The sequence below is a fragment of the Gudongella oleilytica genome (assembly GCF_004101785.1).
Taxonomy (GTDB): Bacteria; Bacillota; Clostridia; order Tissierellales; family Tissierellaceae; genus Gudongella; species Gudongella oleilytica.
Genome location: NZ_CP035130.1, coordinates 329,200 through 351,040 on the forward strand (window position 1 = coordinate 329,200; position 21,841 = coordinate 351,040).

A 21,841-nucleotide genomic window follows, 5' to 3' on the forward strand; every position below is an offset into this window, starting at 1 on the left:
CACAGATCACAATTCACAATTATTCTGTCATCCCGGCCATTTCTATTCTGTCATCCTGACCATTCTTATTCTGTCATCCCGACCGAAGTGGAGGGATCTCATCATTGATCTTGTTGTAGGGGCGATCATCTATCGCCAGTAATAAAGAAGTAAAATCTAAGATTCTTTGCTCCTCTCAGAAATGTTTCATTCTGAACGAAGTGAAGAATCTTCTTTTCTTTTTTCTGGTTAAATCCTTTTTAATTATGAATTGTGAATTGTGAATTGTGCATTGTGAATTGTGAATTGTGCATTGTGAATTGTGCATTGGCTTAACTTTGTCAAAAAACATTCCAGTTGATCAAAAAAAGTGTACATTTTAATATTTATTGGGTATAGTAGGTGTTATAGCGGGTCTTTATATAATTCCTTTAAAATCGTTCTTAGGAGGTGTTTTGATGAAGCTATACATAACAACATTAGGCGAATTCGATATGAGCATAAACGGCCAGTCTGTAATGCAGGATGTTAGCCGTTCATACAAGCTGTTCAAGCTTCTTCAATATTTCCTAACCTTCAAGAATAAAAAGCTTCTCCCTGAAACAATAATAGACAACCTATGGCAGGATCAGGAATCAGCAGATCCAAAGAACATGATCCGAGGCCAGATATTCAGACTAAGGCAGATCCTAAAAAACATCCTTCCAAGTGAGGAGTATCTCAATATAACCTTCAACAATGGCTACTATATTCTCGAGGTTGGAAGTGATGTAGTCATCGACTCGGATGAAATGGAGAAACTGATCCAAAAAGGCAACGACCTTATGCTGGAAAACAGAGAGGCTGCGATAAAAGCCTATAGAGAGGCTGTTTCACTATACAAAGGCGGATACCTTTGGGAGAATACCTATGAGGTCTGGCTTGTACCGGTAAGAAGCTTCTACAAACGCCTATACATCAAAACAATCGAAAACATCATCTCCTTATACTCTGAGAAGGATGACAACGAAACAATTGTAAGCCTTTGCGAGGAAGCCATAGCTAAGGAGCCATATGAGGAAAAGCTTCACATATTTATGATAGAGAGCCTTCTCAAGCTTGGGAAAATAAAGAACGCCTTAAACCATTTTGACTTCATGCAGGTAGCCTTCGAGAAGGATATGGGTATAACCTCAACATCAGCAATGAGAGAGATCCACAGAAGGATCCAGAACTATTCCACCGAGAAATCTGAGCTGGATATCAAGGAACTGGACAAAAAGCTTGATGAAAAACAAAAGAATGGGCCTCTGTTATGCGATGCCGAATACTTTAGATTCCTGTACAACAGCCATAAAAGACTTAGAAAAGAAAATGACCAACAGGACTATATTACACTTCTAACACTAAGAACAACAAATGATCCAAGCCAAGATAGTGAGATATACTCAACCTGGAATAAGCTAATGACCTTTGTACTGGATACCACTTTACGAAAGGGAGACATCTACACATTCTGGAACGACACCCAAGTCCTAATAATGCTTCCGGATGTCAAGGAAGGAGCTATCCAGGTAATAGAAAAGCGAGTAAAGAAAAAGTACGATGAGCTTGATAAGAATGATTTTAGGGTAACCATAAAATCAAAGCCGATAGAAAAAAATACAAATCTCAACTTCAAATAGACAAAACCCTACAAACGGGAGCCAAAAGGCTCTCTTTTTTTGTGTTTTTTGAAAATAAAACTAAAATAAAACAGGTCTAAAACAGCCATAAAATCTAAATAGAGTATATTTAGTACAAGAAAACAAATAAGCAATAATAATATAACGTAATAATATGAAAACTCAACCCAGGGAGGGAAAATCATGAAAAAGATCCAAATAACAATATTAACGGCATTAGTAGTAATAGCAATGGTTTTGAACTATCAGATAAGCTTTGCTGCACAAGATGAAGAAAAAACAAATAGTCCAAAATCGAGCCATATAACTGAAGAGGAACAAGATAAAAATGGCCATGATCCAATATATGAAGGTAATGAAACTATAGAAGTAAAATTTGACGACTACGATACAGAGAGCAAGGTCAGAGTGACTAAGCCCGGATCAGATAAGAGCAAAGAGTATGAGCACGAAGCAGGAAGCGTGGTTATAAACCTAAGTGAAATTCTAAATGAATTTGATGGCGATGAGTCAGGTAACAAGGGTGGGGTATTCAAGGTAGAGATAACAGATTCAAATGGAAAGACAAAAACTAAGAATATCAAGATAAAGGATCAGAGCCCAACCGAAGAGACGGAAGTCCCATCAGATGAAGAACAAGAGAGTGAAGAAGACACAGATGCCAATAAACCAGAAGACAACACTAACCCACCATCACAAGGTGGAACAAGCAGTGAAAACGAAGGAGAAAGTAAGGAAGAGAATGAGATAGAAGAACAAGAAGAACAACAAGAAGAACAACAAGAAGAACAACAAGAAGAACAACAAGAAGAACAACAAGAAGAACAACAAGAAGAACAACAAGAAGAACAACAAGAAGAACAACAAGATGAAGGCAGCCTTACTGATAATGAACAAGGATCTGAAGAAATAGATTCAGAAGATGAAGCTGAGGAAGTTTTATCAGAAAATGATAAGACTAACAAAGATCTAGAAGAACAAAACAAGGAAATCAAATCAGTTGACTCTTCAGAAGTAGTAATTCTAGATTCAGAAGAAGTATTACCACAAGCAATACCTGTAGTTGTAATCGAAGAAACCCAATCAGTACCTGCATCAGCACCAACTGTACAGTCTACACTTCCAAAGACAGGAGCCGTAAGTACAACAGCTATATCAGGAATTGGAGCAGCAATGCTGTTGTTGGGATTTGCAATATCAAAGAAGGATAAATAGTATAAATCAGGAGAGACTCAAATCTCTCCTTTTATATAACACTATAGCGTGTCAATCAATAAAACTGAAATAAAATTGCAATAAACGCAATGTAAAACTCTGGAGTGGTATATTCAAATAAAGAAACATTTAACCTGGACAAGGGGGGATAACAATGGAATACCCTTCAAAATATGACTTCTTTATCAGATTCAAGGCTTTGTTCAACGAAAAAGGCCGATTTATCGACTACATTCTGATAGAAGTCAGCGATAATTTTTCAAAGGCTACAAAGATCACTTCGGATTTCATCCTGGGGATGAAGCTGGCAGACATGGCAATCGATATCGACAGTCCTGTACTTGGACTTAAGGAATTTCATTATCACATGCTGCCAAACACCAGGAGAAAATTCGAGCACTTCGTACAGAAGGACAACAGGTGGTACTTGGTAAATCTTTATAGTGATGAAAGGGATTATCTTATGATGATCTATACCGACATCACGAAAGTAAAAGAGGAGGCTGGGAGAAGATATCTTGCAGAAGCATCTGATGAAGAACTTTTTGGAAGACAGCGCAGACTTGGGTAGGCAGAAGGAGACAGAAAGGATACGATGAAATGCATCTTGTACCTGGGCACTTGAGATGCATCGAGTAACTAGTGCAACCGACTTTCTTTAGGAAGTTATCTAAAGAGAGGAGAGAGATTATGAAAAAAGGATTTAGAAGATTACTGACGTTCTTATTAGTATTTTCAATGATTGCAGGGATGGGGGTTAGTATAGCAGTTACAAATTATCAGTCAGCTAAAGATATAACGATAACTGGAAATTCAACTAACAACCACACAAGTGCAGTTTATGCCTGGCTCGATTCATCTGGAAATATGTATGTTGCTGTTCAGTCAACACATATGATGTCTAGTACGATGATATTAGGCGGGAGTATTTCATCCTCAAATAGTGTAGAACAAGCCGAAGGAGAGTACTTGAGCTTAAATGGGACTAATGTGGCGCCTAACACAGAAGTTAGTGGTAATGTTAATAATGCTAGATGGACTATTTATAAGTTCAATAAATCAATTTTGGAAAGTGGGACTAAATCAATTTTTGTAGAGGGTATTGGAGGTGGACATGATCTTAAAGGGCAGTCGATTCTTGTGCCTGGGCCTTGGACAGTAACCTTCATTGACTGGGATGGAACGGAACTTAAGGAACAAAAGGTAGCAGATGGAGGGGATGCAACACCACCAGCTGATCCAGAAAGAGAAGGGTATACTTTTGATAAATGGGTAGGTAACTATACAAATGTAACAAAAGATGAGATAGTTCAGGCAACCTATACAAAAGATACAGTATACTGGACAGTAACCTTCATTGACTGGGATGGAACAGAACTTAAGGAACAAAAGGTAGCAGATGGAGGGGATGCAACACCACCAGCTGATCCAGAAAGAGAAGGGTATACTTTTGATAAATGGGTAGGTAACTATACAAATGTAACAAAAGATGAGATAGTTCAGGCAACCTATACAAAAGATACAGTATACTGGACAGTAACCTTCATTGACTGGGATGGAACAGAACTTAAGGAACAAAAGGTAGCAGATGGAGGGGATGCAACACCACCAGCTGATCCAGAAAGAGAAGGGTATACTTTTGATAAATGGGTAGGTAACTATACAAATGTAACAAAAGATGAGATAGTTCAGGCAACCTATACAAAAGATACAGTATACTGGACAGTAACCTTCATTGACTGGGATGGAACAGAACTTAAGGAACAAAAGGTAGCAGATGGAGGGGATGCAACACCACCAGCTGATCCAGAAAGAGAAGGGTATACTTTTGATAAATGGGTAGGTAACTATACAAATGTAACAAAAGATGAGATAGTTCAGGCAACCTATACAAAAGATACAGTATACTGGACAGTAACCTTCATTGACTGGGATGGAACAGAACTTAAGGAACAAAAGGTAGCAGATGGAGGGGATGCAACACCACCAGCTGATCCAGAAAGAGAAGGGTATACTTTTGATAAATGGGTAGGTAACTATACAAATGTAACAAAAGATGAGATAGTTCAGGCAACCTATACAAAAGATACAGTATACTGGACAGTAACCTTCATTGACTGGGATGGAACAGAACTTAAGGAACAAAAGGTAGCAGATGGAGGGGATGCAACACCACCAGCTGATCCAGAAAGAGAAGGGTATACTTTTGATAAATGGGTAGGTAACTATACAAATGTAACAAAAGATGAGATAGTTCAGGCAACCTATACAAAAGATACAGTATACTGGACAGTAACCTTCATTGACTGGGATGGAACAGAACTTAAGGAACAAAAGGTAGCAGATGGAGGGGATGCAACACCACCAGCTGATCCAGAAAGAGAAGGGTATACTTTTGATAAATGGGTAGGTAACTATACAAATGTAACAAAAGATGAGATAGTTCAGGCAACCTATACAAAAGATACAGTATACTGGACAGTAACCTTCATTGGCTGGGATGGAACAGAACTTAAGGAACAAAAGGTAGCAGATGGAGGGGATGCAACACCACCAGCTGATCCAGAAAGAGAAGGGTATACTTTTGATAAATGGGTAGGTAACTATACAAATGTAACAAAAGATGAGATAGTTCAGGCAACCTATACAAAAGATACAGTATACTGGACAGTAACCTTCATTGACTGGGATGGAACAGAACTTAAGGAACAAAAGGTAGCAGATGGAGGGGATGCAACACCACCAGCTGATCCAGAAAGAGAAGGGTATACTTTTGATAAATGGGTAGGTAACTATACAAATGTAACAAAAGATGAGATAGTTCAGGCAACCTATACAAAAGATACAGTATACTGGACAGTAACCTTCATTGACTGGGATGGAACAGAACTTAAGGAACAAAAGGTAGCAGATGGAGGGGATGCAACACCACCAGCTGATCCAGAAAGAGAAGGGTATACCTTCTTAGGTTGGGATGGTAATTGGGAAAATGTAACAAAAGATGAGATAATAACTGCGGTTTACAGACCTAATACCCCTCCTGGGCCAGGACCAACTGAGGTTGAAAGGTTTACTGTAACATTTGTTGACTTTGACGGTACAGTTATAAAAACTCAAAGAGTTAACAGAGGAAACAGCGCAACTCCTCCAGGAAACCCAACAAGAGCAGGATGGAATTTTAGAGAGTGGGATGGAAATTGGACTAATGTTAGAAGAGATGAAACAGTAGTCGCGAGATATACTGAGTTGGAAATTGAAGTTATAGAAGAGCCACCAGTTCCAGAAGCTCCTCCAGTAGTAGTGCCACCAGTTGTTGAAGTTCCGGTTGAGCCAGTACCACAAGCTCCTGTTCTTCCAAAAACAGGAACATTTGGAGCAGGCGAAGCAGCTGGTATCGGAGCACTTCTAATGGCAATCGGCCTACTGATAAGAAAGAAGAAAGACGCATAGCAGCACCAACAAATATTGAATAATCAACCCAAAGGGTGTAAACTGTAATAGACAGTCTACACCCTTTTTATGGTATGACGGGCATGCCATCTGTCTGTGGTGAAAGTCCACAAGGGGCGTAATTGCCGACGAACCCAATAGCGACTTGCAAGGTTCACATCGTGAGGTGTGGGCGAGAGGAAGCAATAGCGAAATCGTAGCCTGACGGACAGAAACCTGATACCAAGGCTTGCATGGAGGATAAGCTGGCCATAAGCGGCGAAGTCCAAAAGGCAATCGTAACCCATGCGGGTAGATCAGGCAGGTAGACGAGGAAAGACATTCGGCTTATCCCGTGAGGTCTCATGGGCGGCCTAAACCGTAGTAACAACGAACCATGAGAAGTCAGCAGAGGTCATAGTACTTGGAAACAAGGAAGGACCGAACAATTCAAAGTCAAATGGACTTACAGATGTAAGTGCATAGGCCTGACGAGAACCAAAGTAGCGAAGACGTAACGGAGCGAAAGGTTCACAGGAGGTAAGGCTAATATGCATGAAAGCAAAACAGGAAAAGGAGACAAATCATGTCACAACTAATGGACCAGATACTATCAAGAGAGAATATGCTGCTTGCATACAAAAAGGTAAAAGACAACAAAGGAGCAGGAGGCATAGACAACATAAGTGTAGACGGAATTGATGAATATCTGAAAGAGAACTGGGAAGATATCAAGGAACGTATCCGAAATCGAAAGTACAAACCACAACCGGTGCTGAGAGTAGAAATACCAAAGCCAAACGGAGGAGTACGAAAGCTTGGTATACCCACAGTGATGGACAGAATCATAGAGCAAGCAATAGTGCAAGCAATCACACCCATAGTAGAGCCACATTTCAGCGAATACAGCTATGGATTCAGACCGGGCAGACGAGCACAACAGGCAGTCATAAAACTATTAGAATATCTGAATGACGGATATATCTACATAGTTGATATTGACCTTGAGAAGTTCTTTGATAATGTACTACAAGATAAACTGATGACCCTTGTAGGCAAAATCATACAAGACCCAGACACAGAATCACTAATAGCTAAATATCTAAGGGCAGGTGTGATGTACAAGGGAAAGTATGAAGATACCAATAAAGGAACCCCGCAAGGAGGAAACCTCTCCCCAATACTGAGTAACATCATGCTTAATGAACTTGACAAAGAGCTTGAAGCAAGAGGACTTAATTTTGTTAGATATGCAGATGACTGTGTAATAGCAGTAGGAAGTAGTGCAGCTGCCAACAGAGTTATGAACACCATAACAAAATGGATAGAGAGAAAACTCGGATTAAAAGTCAACGCAGAAAAGACAAGAACCACAAAACCAACAAAGCTAAAATATTTAGGGTTTGGTTTTGTGAAGATGGATGGTAAATGGGAGGCAAGGCCTCATCAGGACTCCCTAGTCAAATTCAAGAGTAAACTCAAGCAGCTCACAAAACGCTCATGGTCAATCAGCATGGACGACAGAATCAAGAGGCTTAATTGAGTAATCAGAGGATGGATAAACTACTTTCGAATCGGTAAAATGAAGACTAATATGATACGAATAGATGAACACTTGCGTACAAGAATTCGTATCGTGATATGGAAGCAGTGGAAAACAAGTCAGAAGAGAATGTGGGGTTTAAGAAGACTCGGTGTACCGGAATGGATGGTAAGACAGTCGGTAGGGTTCAACAACCATTACCAGGCAGTGGCTAAAACCACAGGAGTACGCAAAATTACAAAAGAAATCCTCGCAAAGCGAGGACTCATTAGTTGTCTAGATTATTATTTGAATTGAACCGCCGTATGCCGAACGGCACGTACGGTGGTGTGAGAGGGGAATTAATTTTCCCCTACTCGATTTGATAAATTAGTTTATTGAGGATCTAACCCGTCATTTTGACCAGAAGGGCGGAATCTTTAGTGCTTAATTTTTTAAATTATTCACTGTTAATTGTTCATTGTTCATTTATTATTTACTAAACGGAGGTTTTCCATGAAAAAACAATTACTTTTGATCCTAATTATCCTATCGCTTCTCATCCCATCATCTGTCTTTGCAATAGACCAGAATGACATTTCCAGTCATCCCCAGACAGATATTTACTTGTTCCTTCAAGTTTATCAGTACATCAAGGAAGCTTATCCTCTGGAAATCGAAGACAAGACCTTGGTGGAGTCAGCATTGAAGGGAATGCTTGAATCCATCGATCCATATAGTGAATACTATACTGCTGAGGAAGCTGAGATACTTTATTCTGATGTATATGGAACTTTCTTTGGGGTTGGGCTGTATATAGAAAAATCAGGAGATTACATCAAAGTAATAGATACAATTGAGGGAGCAAATGCAAAGAGGGCTGGGGTCCTACCCAATGACCTTATAGTTTCTATAGATGGTGAAAGCACAAAGGATATGACCTCTTCTACTGCTGCAATAAAAATAAAGGGAGAAAAGGGTACCTTCGTTAAGCTAGGTATACAAAGAGAAGGCATAACTGGGCTTCTGCAATTTGAGATTCAAAGAGACGAGGTAAAGATAAACCCAGTAAGCTTCAGAATAATAAATGACCAAATAGGATATATCAAGCTAACTGAATTCAATAAAAATGCAGATGAGGAAATCAGTAAAGCACTCCAACAGTTTGACTCTATGTCCATACAGAAGGTGATCCTTGATGTAAGAAACAACCCAGGGGGGCTATTGGATCAGGCTATCAAGGTTTCCAGACTATTTGTGTCACAAGGACCAGTGGTCCACATCAGAGAAAAAGGGAAAGATCTTTACACCTATTATTCAGGAACTAAAGCATCCAAATATCAGCTTGTACTCCTTGTAAATGAAAACAGCGCATCAGCCTCTGAAATTCTTACAGGAGCAATAAAGGATAGGAAGGCAGGCATTATCGTAGGGAACAAGACCTTCGGTAAAGGCATTGTCCAATCCCTAATCCCACTTATGGATGGAGGACTTGTTAAGCTAACCACCGCAGAATACCTTACACCAGATCAAACCAGGATCCACGGCATTGGTATCCAACCAGATATCCAAATCGCCAACACAGCCGAGGAAGATTTGCAGCTTAAAAAAGCGGTCCAACTCTTGAGCGGAAAGTAGGGATAATGAATTCACAATGCACAAATCACAAATCACAATTTAAGGAGACAAAATGACAGCTAATGTAATAGAAGAAAAATCGTACAAATTTGCTTTAACAATTATAAAGATATTTAAAGAATTATCCTTGAATAATGAATATGTATTATCTAAACAATTACTGAGATCGGGAACAAGTATTGGAGCCAATGTAGTTGAGGGCTTACGTGCACAAAGCAGAAAAGACTTTATATCAAAGATGAATATTGCACTCAAAGAAGCCAATGAGACTGAATACTGGATAAGGCTCTTAATAGATTCAGGATATTTAGATTCACAGAAAAACTCAGGGCTTCTCACTGACTGTAAGGAATTATGCAAGATACTAAATTCAATTGTAAAAACTTCACGTCAAAATTTAGCGGATAATATTAACGAAGATCCTGAGAATTATATTATTGAGTTTACTTGTGAATCGTGAATTGAGTTCTATAAACTGTAGATTATATTTTATCTGTGAATTGAGAACAGTGAGTTTAAATTATCTTTTATCTGTGATTTGTGAATTGTGAACTGTGAATTAGAATTGCCACACAAATGTAACACACCTGTAATGTCATTACACACTTTATTGTGGTATTATAAGCACATAAACAAATAAAAATGTGGCAACTTGTGGGCAATTCCCATTGTTACATTTTTGTTACACAGGCATCTTTGGCTTGATTTAACCAGCCCCTGATGCTATAATCAAGTGTAGAATGGTGGCAGTTAAGAGATTGATTGCCATTTTCTGCGAACAAATCAGAAGAGGTTTGGAGGAATGACCTTCTGATAAAAGCCAATATTCCTTCAGGAAACAATAATATACTTTATAAGGAGGGTTTTATTGATGAAGAAAAGTTTAGCATTAGTATTAGCACTAGTCATGGTGCTGAGCAGCTTCAGCTTCGTATCAGCAGCTCCAGATTTTGCTGATGTTCAAGGGACAATTTACGAAGACGCTGTCGGCAGACTAGAATTACTAGAAGTACTGAAAGGTTATCCAGATGGAACTTTCAAGCCTAATGATCTAATAACTAGAGCAGAATTTGCTGCTGTTGCTGTTAGAATAAGAGGTTTGGAGTCAGTTGCAGTAGCTTCTAAAGGTCTTCCATCAGGATTTTCTGATGTACCTGCAGGACACTGGGCAGCTGGATATGTAGGAGTAGCAGCAAGCACTGGTATCGTTAAAGGTATCGGCAACGGATTGTTTGCTCCAAATGCACCTGTTAAATATGAAGAAGCTGTAACTATGCTTGTTAGAGCTCTTGGATATGAGCCAGATGCATTAAGTAAGGGTGGTTATCCTTATGGTCATTTAATAGTGGCTAATGAAATTGATCTTCTTGATGACGCAGATGGAGTTATGGGAATGCCAGCAGTTAGAGGACTAGTTGCTCTATTGACTGATAACGCTCTTGAAATTCCAATGATGATTCAAGTTGGATTCGGATCAGAAGCAAAATGGGTTATTTCTGGGAAAGAAGGAACTGACAAAGAGTATCTTCTAAGCAGAATTGGCGTTGACGAAATTGAAGGTATGGTTGACGGTAATTTCAGAGTTTCATCAAAACTTGATGCTGATGAAATTACAATTGATGGAACAGTTTATGAAGTTTCAGCAAGCGTCGATGTAGATGCTATACTTGGACTAGAAGTAACAGCATGGGAAAAGAATGATGTAGTATTTGCTGTAGCAATCGAAACTGATGAAGCTGATATAGCATACGATGTAGTAAAAACAGCATCGACAGATGATGATGTTTATTTGACAGTTCTGGACGACGATTATGATTGGGCTAACAGAGCAGTTGTATATGTAAACAACGTAAAAGTTGATTTAGATGAAGTTGCAGCAGATGTTTATGGTAGATTCGTATTTAATGAAGATGATGAAATAACATTTGCTTATCTGTTTGACTTCGAAGATATGGGAGTTGTAACAGCTATTGACTCAACAGACATGGAATTTGCAAGTGTCATGTCAATAGGTCTTGATGATTTAGAGCTTGACGAAGCTGAAGAGATTTATGTCTTCACAAAAGAATTATCAGCTGGTAAATTAGAAGACGTTAAAGCTGGATCATCTTTATTCTTCTGGATCGATGCAGATGACAACTATTACTTCGTTGTTACAGATGAGGTAGTTGAAGGTACTCTTGAAGCAGTTAGAGTAACAGACAGCAGATTGACTGTAGAAGGCAAAACTATTTCAAAAGCAGCTGATGCGATGTACTCAGATGATGAGATGGATAGCTTTACTGCATGGACAGTATATACTGATGTAACTGGATTTGTTGACGAAGAAGTAGCGGTATATATGAACCTTGCTGGCAAAGCAATGATTCTTGTTACTGACACTGAAGCTACAAGTGACACAATGTACGGTATAGCAACTTGGTTTACAGATGCAAGAACTCCTAAACTTTCAGTTTTCACAGCTGATGGTGAAGAGGTTGATTATGCATTTGAAAGCAGAACAATGGTTACACCTTATGACAAAGTATATACGACAACAGGAGCAGGAGTTGTTATTGCTGTTGAATTCGAACTTAACAAAGATGGTGAAATTGAGACTATAGAAGATTACGTAGCAGCTGATGCAAAGGATCTTACTAAGCTCGTTGACAAATCGTACTTTGAGTGGAACTCTGAAAGATACTATCTGACAGATAACACAATAATATTTAAAGCACTTAACAAGGATGCTGAGCTTGACCCATCGATTATTAAAGTTGATGATATTAAAGACATGGCTATCTCAACTACAAGTGCAATAGTTGTTCGAGGAACAGGTAGAGACGCTGCTATGATCGTATTCCTTGATCCAGCTTTCAAAGCTGTTGACGAGACACAATACGGTATCGTTACAGGAGATCCTTACAGATCAGGAACAAACTATAAAGTTGAAATTGATGTAGTAGGTGAGGGCAAAGCTGTATATACTTTAGCAGCTCTTGGATCAGTTTCAAAGGGTGATTTGATAACATTTGTAATGAACAACTCTGGTAAAGCAGAAGTTACTATAGTTAACGAGATTCCTACTACTACAACTAATGCTGCAATAAAAGTAATCCATGAAATTGCAGGAGATTATGTAACAACTACTCCAGGTGGTGTTACTGTTAAGGTTAGTGCGGACACACTTTACTATGTAACTAAGACTGATGGTAAGCTTGATACCTCAACAAGATTCTCAAGAATTGATGAAGGCGATGCAGTTATTATGCTAGTAGATGATGGAATGGTTAAAGTAATGCTTAATGTTACTCCATTTACTGGTGCTACTCCTGAAGTAACTCCTACAGTTATAAAGATGGAATATAGCGCTACTAGTCCAGCAGCAATTAAACTTGAAGGACTAGATTCAGCTAAGACTTATTACGTTTCTGCGACAGTGGGAACTTCAGAAGAAATTCTTCCTGTAGGGACAATAACATCAGGGAAAGCTGAGGTTTTGATTTCGGCCTATGGTTTTACGGGTGTTAAGTCTACAGTGTTCAAGTTGTACGTAGGAACAAGTGCTACTCCAGTTAAGGAAGTTGGACCTTATCTAGTTGATTTCTAATAAATTCTAGATAATATTAATGTAATAAAGACCAGCTGATGCTGGTCTTTATTACAGACTGAAGACAAAGCTCAGCAATCAATTAAGATTGTTGAGCTTTTTTCATGCAATTAAGTCCGATTTTTCATTGCAATTCCAACATTTAGCCCTAATAATTTGATATAATATAGTTAATATCAGGGGGGTGTAAAATATGCTGACCAGGGATTCCAAAGAGAAAAAAGATCAAGTACAAATCTTTTCGATCGATCAAGTAGTGCCTAAAAACCACATCCTTAGAGACATAGACAGAGCTATAGATTTTTCATTCATCTATGACCTTGTAAAAGACAAATACTGCCTTGATAATGGTAGACCCAGCATAGACCCTGTTCTTTTAATCAAAACACTCTTCATACAATATCTTTTTGGAATAAGAAGCATGAGGCAAACCATGAGAGAAATCGAAGTAAATGTTGCATACAGATGGTTCCTTGGTTTAGATTTCTACGATGAAGTGCCTCATTTTACTACATTTGGTAACAACTACACCAGAAGATTCCAGGGCACAGATCTTTTCGAAAAAATATTTGAGCACATATTAGAGCAATGCTTTGAGAAGGGATATGTAAGCCCAGAGCTTCAATTCATAGATTCAACTCATGTAAAAGCAAGCGCCAACAGGCACAAACTTCAAAAAGTGAAAGTTCAAAGAGCCACAAGAACATACCAGAAAGAGCTGATTAAAGAAATCAACAAAGATAGAGAAGATCATGATAAAAAAGATTTGAAGCCACCTAAAGACGGAGACGAGAAAATAGTTGAGAAAACAGTAAGCACCACAGATCCTGAAAGTGGATTGTTCCACAAGGGAGAACATAAAGATGTATTTGCATACAGTGTTCAGACAAGTTGTGATAAGAATGGGTGGATATTAGGATTTGAGGTATATCCAGGAAATGAGAATGACAGCGTCACCTTCAGTGATTTTTTCAAGAAGATAGAGTCACTTGAACAAAAACAATAGTAATGGATGCAGGCTACAAAACGCCGTACATAGCAAAAACACTCTTAGATAAAGGGATCCTTCCAATACTGCCATACACAAGACCGAAGGGTGTAAGAGGTCAGATAAATAGATCAGATAAATAGATCAGAACACACTTATGACCCTCATAATGACAGTTATATTTGCCCAGAGAATCAAACATTGGAGTACAAAACAACCAACAGAGAAGGCCATAGAGAATACAAAAGCAATCCCAAAATCTGCAAGAATTGCAGCAGACTTGAAGAATGTACTAAAAGCAAAAATAGTACAAAGATAATCACTAGGCATATATGGCAAAATTACATAGAGGCATGTGAAGCAATCCGATATACACAGGATGGCAAAGCATTGTACAAGCTAAGGAAAGAAACCATAGAAAGGATCTTTGGAACTGCCAAAGAGTCTCATGGTTTTAGATACACAACCATGATAGGAGCTGAGAAAATGGGGTACAAGGCAGCTCTTACTTATGCATGTTTAAATTTGAAGAAGCTGTCGAAGATGTTGAGAAAAGATGGGAAATTGGGTGTGAACCCAGTAAAAATCGAGGGTTTATTTTAGATAGAGTACAAAATATCTTACTAAATTATTTAAATGAGCAAACCCTCGTAAGTGCACAATAATAGATGTATTCACAATTCCTAACTAAAGTGTAAAAATTAATATGATTAGACTTTGATAGTGTTTGTAAGTTGCGAACACTATCAAACACTTTAGGAGGGATACTTAATGGATATGAGAAGCTTGAACCATCAGGCGAGTTTAAGAGAATGGCGTGAACTGATATCAGAATGCAGGAACAGTGGCAAATCTGTGAGGAACTGGTGCGAGGAGAACTCAGTAAGCCCAAGTAAATATTACTACTGGCTAAGAGCAATAAGAAACGAGTCCCTTGTACTTGCAAGGAAAAGCCTGGCTGTTCCAGCTCAACAGTTCGCACAGGTATTGGTAAAGGAAGATGAACAGGATATTTCTGCTTCCAGCGGGACATGTGCGATTCTCAAATCTGGACCATTTTCTCTTGAGATACACAATGGAGCAGATCTTAAAGTCCTTGAACATACTCTAAGGATAATCGGGAACTTATGCTAGCAGATCTTGGAGGGTTCCTTAAGATATATATCGCCTGTGGTCATACCGATATGAGAAAACAAATAGATGGTCTGGCAGCCATCGTATCAAAGAACTTCAACCTGGATCCCTTCGAAAAAAGTCTTTTTCTCTTCTGTGGGAGAAAGAGAGACAGATTAAAAGCACTCCTATGGGAGGGAGATGGATTTCTACTCATGTACAAAAGATTAGAGGGTGGCAAATTCAACTGGCCTAAGGATGAAACAGATGTAATGGAACTGACACCACAACAATACCGATGGCTGATGGAGGGACTCTCCATCCACCAGAAGAAAACAATACAGAGAGTTGAAGATAAAATGATATTATGAAGGCCTGAAGCTATTGAAAAATACATAGTTACGGGCCTTTTTTAGATTGTTTTTGAACTCTCTAAATGGTATAATAAGGCATAGGTAAATACAACCAGAAAGGCTAAATTCCAATGAATGATAGCTCCCTGATAAAGACGCTTCAACAAACAATTGAATCTCAGAACAAGACCATAGAGGGCCTTAGAGAAGAGCTAAAAAGGGCCAATGAGAACATGGAGTATCTCATAAAGAAACTCTATGGGAGAAAGACAGAAAAGACCGCTGCAATAGACGGTCAGCTTATCATTGGAGAAATGGCATTGGAAATATTCAATGAAGCAGAGGTTGAAACAGACGATTCAATACTTGAACCTGTACCCTTCGAGGAACCTGTCAAGAGAACCAGAAAAGGATACAAGAGAAAGGATCTGTTCAAGGACCTACCACAACAGGATCAGATATATAAGCTTGATAAATCACAGCAGACATGCCCGATAGATGGAAGCAGTCTATCAGTAGTCGGCAATAAGTTCCTGCGTTCAGAAATCAAATACATACCTGCAGAAATAAGCATCATAAATATATATCAGGAAAGCTACGAATGCAAAACCTGTAAAAAGGAGAATAGACCAGGCATATTCAATCCATACACACCAGAGCCAGTACTCCAGCATTCCTATGCAACCGCATCAAGTGTAGCCTTTACGATGTATCAAAAATTCGTCCAGTCAGTGCCGCTTAAAAGGCAAGAAAAGGATTGGGAGAGGATGGGGTTCCCACTAAAGAGAGGCACCATGGCAAACTGGATAATGAAAACCTCAGAACAGTGGCTTATGCCAGTTGAGAAAAAACTTAGGGAAGAACTTCTAAAAGAGAAGTACCTCCATGCTGACGAGACACCTGTACAGGTCATGAATGAAGAGGGCAAAAAGAATACCACAAAATCGTACATGTGGGTCTACAGCACATCGACAAGTGCCAAGAAACAAATAAGGCTCTTCAGATATGAGACAGGAAGGTCAGGAGACTACCCAAAAGAATTCCTAAAGGGATTCAAAGGTTACCTCCATACAGACGCCTACTCAGGCTATGAGAAGATAAAGGGGGTAAACCACTGCCTGTGTTGGACACATGTAAGGAGATACTTTGTGGATGCAAGTCCAAAGGAGCTGGACACTCCAGAAGGTACACTCCCAGCAATGGGTATCGCCTACTGTAACAAGCTCTTCGATTGGGAGAAGAAATTCAAGGACCTTCCATCCGAAGAGAGAAAACTAAAAAGACTTGAACATGAAAAGCCCTTACTGGAGGCCTTCTTTGCATGGGCAGAAAAAACAAAGACACAAATCCTCCCTAAATCAAAGACAGGTCAGGCAATCAATTATGCCCTAAATCACAAGGACAAACTTCAAGAATACCTAAAGGATGGAAATTGTATGATCTCGAACAACATCGCAGAAAACAGCATCAAACCATTCACGGTAGGTAGGAAGAACTGGCTATTCTGTGGAAGTCCACAAGGAGCCGCATCTAGCGCATGCGTTTACTCACTGGTGGAAACAGCCAAAGCCAATGGACTAAATCCGTATAAATACCTTGAGTATATACTATCTAGACTACCAGGCAGAGATTTCAAAAATAACCCTGGAATAATTGATTTGATGATGCCCTGGGATTCATTGATTCAAGAAATTTGTAAATAACAAGACTAATGGAGATGACCCGAGATCATCTCCATAAATTTTTCTAGGCATATATTATTGTGCACTTACAATATAATTTGTCTGAATCATGATTATTGGTTAATATCAAATTTCTTTGGTATAATTAACTTAGAATATGAAACCAGGTATTAACAATAATAGGAGGCTACCATGAAAAAAATACTAACACTCGTAGTGTGTTTGGGTTTAATCTTTGCTACACTAGTACCATCTTATGCAGAAGAAAACGCAGAAAGTATACAAAAATCAGATTCTGAAGTTGGCGAAGTGTTTAATCTAACACTTGACGAGGCAATCAAGATTGGATTTGAAAAAAATGCTGATCTTGAAATCGCCAAACTTGAACTTGAAAAGGCAGAAGTAGTTTATAAGAGAGAAATAAGAGATGTTCGAGACATGGAGAGAAATGTTGACTTGATATTCTCAAGAGACCCTATAACCGGATATAGGGCAGAGGATGCTGCAATAAATAAGGTTTTGGTAAAAAACGGAGCTATGCGAAGGACTGTAGAACTTAACCACAATGCTGCAATATGGAACGTAGCAATCGCTGAAAATAGTTTGACCTATAAAATAAAAAAATCATACTATGATACTGCTCTTTCTTATGAACAGCTAAAAATTACAAGAGAGAATTTTGAGCTCTCTAAAAAGCAATTATCTATCGGTGAACTCAGGTTGAGTGTAGGCATGATCTCAAAACAACAGCTATTAGGGCTGCAACTATCATTGTCACAGGCACAAAGCCAGCTTGATGGAGCAACACTGGCATTTGAGTTACAAGCAATGAGCTTTAAGAATCTTATAGGATTACCAATGGATACTCAAATTTTTTTATCAGATCCAATAGCTATCTCAAGCTACGAGCCAATCGATATTGACAAGTCAATTAGTGAATCAAATGAAAACAATGCCATGCTGAAGATGTCAAGAGAGAGATCCGAGCTATCCGAGCTAAATTTCGAGGCGATAAAGGTTAAATATCCAGATATCACTTATAGATACCGGGAAGAGGCTTTAGTCGTTGCTAATGCTAAGAGAAGTGCAGAACAGGTAAGAACCGCTGTTGAAATGGGGGTAAGGTCAGCATACTTGAATCTTATAACAGCAGAAAAGCAAATAGCAACCTTTAAGCTTGCAGTACAACAGGCAACTGAAGCGCTTAGAATAGCTGAACTTAGCTTTGAACTTGGGCAAAATACACCAACTGAGATTGCTCAGGCAAATATTAACCTTATGAATGCAAAGAAGAGCCTGGCACAGCAAATACACGCGTACAACTTAGCTCTGCTTGATTTTGAGTATTCGACTGGAATTGGGAAATAAGAAGGATAATGAACAATGACTGAATGAACAATGAACAATTGAGAAACGAATTCACAATGCATACCCATGCTGGGCACACAGCAATTCACGATTCACAATTGAAAGACAAAGATAAGATCCTTCACTCTGTTCAGGATGACAAAGAAAGGATAGTTAAGAACTGAGAAAGCATTAAAAAACTCTTAGATTTTAGCTCTAAACTCTGAACTATCTTTTGTGGGGTGGTAAGATGGCACCAGAAATTTTAATGAAAGCGGAAAACATCAGCAAGCTCTACCAAATGGGAGAGCTTGAAGTTGTTGCGGTGAAAAAAGTTGATCTTGAAATATATAAAGGTGAATTTGTAGTAATCCTAGGTCCTTCAGGCTCGGGCAAGAGTACCCTCCTAAATATCCTTGGCGGAATGGACGTACCCTCTGAAGGTAATGTCTACATGGAGGGAGAGAACATCATAGGCTTCAACGATAAAAAGCTTACCTATTACCGCAGAGACAAGATAGGTTTTGTGTTCCAGTTCTATAACCTAATGGGAACCTTGACAGCAAGGGAAAATGTTGAGCTTGCTACTGAGATCTGTCAAAATGCCTTAGATATTGATGAAGTAATGGATACAGTTGGGCTTGGAGATCGAAAGGATCACTTTCCTGCTCAGCTTTCAGGAGGTGAGCAGCAGCGTGTTGCCATTGCCCGGGCTGTTGCCAAGAATGCGGATCTTCTACTCTGTGACGAGCCGACAGGTGCTCTGGACTTTGAAACAGGGATAAAGATATTGAAGCTTCTTAAAGATATTAATATTAAGTACAATAAGACAGTTGTTATAATAACCCACAACGTCCCTATCGGTGAGATGGCCGATCGGGTTATTCGTATGCGCAGTGGTATGATAACGGAAATCAAGACAAATGAAAATCCAATTGACCCCGAAAGGATCGTTTGGTGATGAAAAAGCTGGATTTAAGGCTGTTAAGATCGATCAAAAACTCTAAGGGGCAATTTATATCCATAACTGTGACAATTATAGTTGCCCTTGTGATCTTCATATCCTTCAGCATGGTTGCAGATAAACTGGGAAATTCGATAGACAGGTACTATGAGGTCACCAATTTTTCAGATATAACTGCAAGAGTCTCCAGGATACCCGCTGGTGCCGTTCAGGAGCTTTTAGCTATCGAGGGAATTGAGTCTGTTCAGGGTCGTATAGTATCTGATGTACCCTTAAAGGTCGAGGATCCTGATGAGAAGGTTACAGTCAGACTTGTATCTGTTTCTCCATCCGAAGAGCCTATTAACTCGCTTTACACCATAGGTGGTGAAGAACTGGGTAATAACATTAGCTCAACTGCTGTGCTCCAGCAGTTTTTTGTGGGCAGGGACATGAGCTTTGGGGATATAATAACCCCATATATCGGTGGCAAGACCTATCCTCTTCTGGTAGTTGGAGAAGTAGGCAGCCCTGAATACATCTACCTTATGGAGAATGAGCAGGAGCTTCTTCCCGATGAAAAGGGCTTCGGGGTAATATATGTCACAGAGGAATTTGCTCAATCCACTCTTGGCTTTCAGGGTAGCTACAATGATATAGTATTCAAGGTATCGAATAGCCATAGGAACAGAATAGATTCAATAGTTGACCAGCTTGAGGACGAGCTTGAGAGATACGGTGTAAGCTCTGTCATCAAGAGAGAGGATCAGCTGAGCCACAGCGTTATGATGCAGGAGGTAGACTCGCTTAGTATAATGTCAACTGCCATGACTGTGGTATTCCTATTTGTCGCGGCTATAATAATCAGTATAATGCTTTCAAGGCTTGTCAGAAAGGACAGAATGGCAATAGGGGTCATGAAGGGTCTTGGTTATACCGATGCCCAGGTTCTCCTACATTATGTCAAGTATTCCATCCTCATAGGTATGCTTGGATCATTCATTGGTATTCTTATTAGTATTCCCGTGTCTGTAGCTTTGGTCAAGCTGTATATTCAATACATGAATGTACCCGTTCTGGACACCTCTATGGATCCAATGTACTTTGCTTATGGGATAACACTTACCACTGCTTTTTGTGTTGCAGCGGGTCTATTTGGCTCAAGGTCGATAATGGCCATTACCCCTGCTGATGCTATGAGACCAGAGGCACCTAAAGCCGGGAAGAGGATATGGCTTGAAGGCTTGAAGGGCATTTGGAGGCGTATATCCTTTAGCTGGAAGATAGTCATAAGAAATATTTCTCGTACGAAAAGACGAGCTGTGTTTCTTGTTGTAGGTATTGCCCTTACATTTGCTATAACCATGCTACCCATATACATGGCTACCATCTGGGATACTCTCCTTGACAGCCAGTATGGAGAACTTCAGAGGATGGATTACAGCATAGATCTTTCAAAGCCAACGAACGCAAGTGTTCTTTTAGATATAAAGCAGCTTGCTGATATAAATGTTATCGAGCCTAAGGTAGAAATGCCAATGCAGATTAAGAATGGATGGAGAAAGAAGACTGTAAGCGTTGTAGCAGTCCCTTCGGAAACGGTGATGTACAGCTTCATGGGCAAAGATAAGAAACAGATCCAGCTGCCTGAAGACGGAATACTGTTATCCAGTATTCTCGCCCATGGTCTTGGAGCAAAAACCGGAGACTATGTAGAGGTCAAAAGCTTTATCCCAGGACTAGATGAAAAGGAGCTTCAGGTGAAGGGTATCGTTGAGCAGTATCTGGGAGCAAATGCTTATATGGATATCGAGGCTATTTACAAGGTAGTCGAGGAGAAAAACATTGCTACCGGTGCTTATGTTTTAACAGATACCGATATAACAGGAAGCCTTAAGGAGATCAAAAATATTAGAGCAGTACAGTCTGTTGGAGATATGCAGGATGCTATGGTCGAATACATGGATATGATAATTGCCTCCATGGGTACTATGATGATATTTGGAGGGATACTTGGTTTTGCCATTGTATATAATATTACTACGGTTAGCATAAATGAAAGACTTCTGGAATTTTCATCCCTTCGAGTCATGGGCTTTGAAAAGAAGGAGATCTTTAGGATGATAACAAGGGAAAATGCCTTGATGACTGTAATAGGAATTATCCTTGGAATCCCCGTCGGGTATGGAATGATCAAGGGTCTTGAGACATCCATCTCTACGGATATTTATACTATACCTGCTATAATAATGCCGTCGACTTATGTAATAGCCACAATTGCAACCTTGATATTCGTAGCAATAGCACAGCTTGCAACCTATAGAAAGATCAATAATCTTAGCTTTTTAGATGCATTGAAGAACCGCGTTTCCTGATCTT

The 21,841-nt window shown here is 39.3% G+C and carries 16 protein-coding genes, 1 pseudogene and 1 riboswitch; all 17 genes and pseudogenes read left to right on the forward strand.

Going from position 1 to position 21,841, the window contains the following annotated elements; translation table 11 throughout:
- Positions 1–437: 437 nt before the first annotated feature.
- The 17 genes and pseudogenes from EC328_RS01580 to EC328_RS01650 all read left to right on the forward strand — a co-directional run bounded on the left by EC328_RS01580 (position 438) and on the right by EC328_RS01650 (position 21,837).
- Positions 438–1,643, forward strand: coding sequence for a BTAD domain-containing putative transcriptional regulator (locus tag EC328_RS01580; protein WP_128425174.1), 1,206 nt, complete (start codon positions 438–440; stop codon positions 1,641–1,643).
- A gap of 183 nt (positions 1,644–1,826) precedes the next feature.
- Positions 1,827–2,858 (forward strand): LPXTG cell wall anchor domain-containing protein, encoded by a 1,032-nt coding sequence (locus tag EC328_RS01585; RefSeq protein WP_128425175.1) that lies wholly within the window; start codon positions 1,827–1,829, stop codon positions 2,856–2,858.
- 154 nt (positions 2,859–3,012) lie between these two features.
- Entirely contained in the window at positions 3,013–3,429 is a 417-nt protein-coding gene (locus tag EC328_RS01590) for a hypothetical protein (protein WP_128425176.1), read from the forward strand.
- Positions 3,430–3,437: 8 nt separating this feature from the next.
- Positions 3,438–3,520: riboswitch (cyclic di-GMP riboswitch) on the forward strand.
- Between the two features lie 28 nt (positions 3,521–3,548).
- A complete protein-coding gene (locus EC328_RS01595; RefSeq protein WP_128425177.1) occupies positions 3,549–6,308 on the forward strand; it encodes an InlB B-repeat-containing protein in 2,760 nt (919 codons plus the stop codon).
- 577 nt (positions 6,309–6,885) lie between these two features.
- On the forward strand, positions 6,886–7,830 hold the full coding sequence (ltrA, locus tag EC328_RS01600; RefSeq protein ID WP_240671505.1) for a group II intron reverse transcriptase/maturase: 945 nt from the start codon (positions 6,886–6,888) through the stop codon (positions 7,828–7,830).
- A 3-nt stretch (positions 7,831–7,833) separates the two neighbouring features.
- The gene (locus tag EC328_RS11700; protein ID WP_338035542.1) at positions 7,834–8,127 is read left to right on the forward strand and encodes a group II intron maturase-specific domain-containing protein; all 294 of its coding nucleotides are present in this window, start codon (positions 7,834–7,836) and stop codon (positions 8,125–8,127) included.
- Positions 8,128–8,325: 198 nt separating this feature from the next.
- Positions 8,326–9,447 carry a S41 family peptidase gene (locus tag EC328_RS01605; RefSeq protein WP_128425178.1) on the forward strand — a complete coding sequence of 374 codons (1,122 nt, stop codon included), beginning with the start codon at positions 8,326–8,328 and terminating at the stop codon, positions 9,445–9,447.
- Between the two features lie 52 nt (positions 9,448–9,499).
- A complete protein-coding gene (locus EC328_RS01610; RefSeq protein WP_128425179.1) occupies positions 9,500–9,907 on the forward strand; it encodes a four helix bundle protein in 408 nt (135 codons plus the stop codon).
- Between the two features lie 411 nt (positions 9,908–10,318).
- The gene (locus EC328_RS01615; RefSeq protein ID WP_128425180.1) at positions 10,319–13,036 is read left to right on the forward strand and encodes an S-layer homology domain-containing protein; all 2,718 of its coding nucleotides are present in this window, start codon (positions 10,319–10,321) and stop codon (positions 13,034–13,036) included.
- Positions 13,037–13,229: 193 nt separating this feature from the next.
- Positions 13,230–14,627: pseudogene (locus EC328_RS01620) on the forward strand (IS1182 family transposase).
- A gap of 168 nt (positions 14,628–14,795) precedes the next feature.
- Positions 14,796–15,158 (forward strand): IS66 family insertion sequence element accessory protein TnpA, encoded by a 363-nt coding sequence (gene tnpA, locus EC328_RS01625; RefSeq protein ID WP_128425181.1) that lies wholly within the window; start codon positions 14,796–14,798, stop codon positions 15,156–15,158.
- On the forward strand, positions 15,152–15,508 hold the full coding sequence (gene tnpB / locus EC328_RS01630) for an IS66 family insertion sequence element accessory protein TnpB (protein WP_128425182.1): 357 nt from the start codon (positions 15,152–15,154) through the stop codon (positions 15,506–15,508). Before tnpA ends, tnpB begins: the two co-directional genes overlap by 7 nt.
- 113 nt (positions 15,509–15,621) lie before the next feature.
- The gene (gene tnpC, locus EC328_RS01635; RefSeq protein WP_128425183.1) at positions 15,622–17,193 is read left to right on the forward strand and encodes an IS66 family transposase; all 1,572 of its coding nucleotides are present in this window, start codon (positions 15,622–15,624) and stop codon (positions 17,191–17,193) included.
- Between the two features lie 171 nt (positions 17,194–17,364).
- Positions 17,365–18,540, forward strand: a complete 1,176-nt coding sequence (locus EC328_RS01640; RefSeq protein ID WP_128425184.1) for a TolC family protein — start codon at positions 17,365–17,367, stop codon at positions 18,538–18,540.
- 23 nt (positions 18,541–18,563) lie between these two features.
- Positions 18,564–18,704, forward strand: coding sequence for a hypothetical protein (locus tag EC328_RS11475; protein WP_164905995.1), 141 nt, complete (start codon positions 18,564–18,566; stop codon positions 18,702–18,704).
- A gap of 83 nt (positions 18,705–18,787) precedes the next feature.
- A complete protein-coding gene (locus EC328_RS01645; RefSeq protein WP_240671507.1) occupies positions 18,788–19,480 on the forward strand; it encodes an ABC transporter ATP-binding protein in 693 nt (230 codons plus the stop codon).
- Positions 19,480–21,837 (forward strand): ABC transporter permease, encoded by a 2,358-nt coding sequence (locus tag EC328_RS01650; protein ID WP_128425186.1) that lies wholly within the window; start codon positions 19,480–19,482, stop codon positions 21,835–21,837. The genes EC328_RS01645 and EC328_RS01650 overlap by 1 nt, the downstream gene beginning before the upstream one ends.
- Positions 21,838–21,841: the final 4 nt, after the last annotated feature.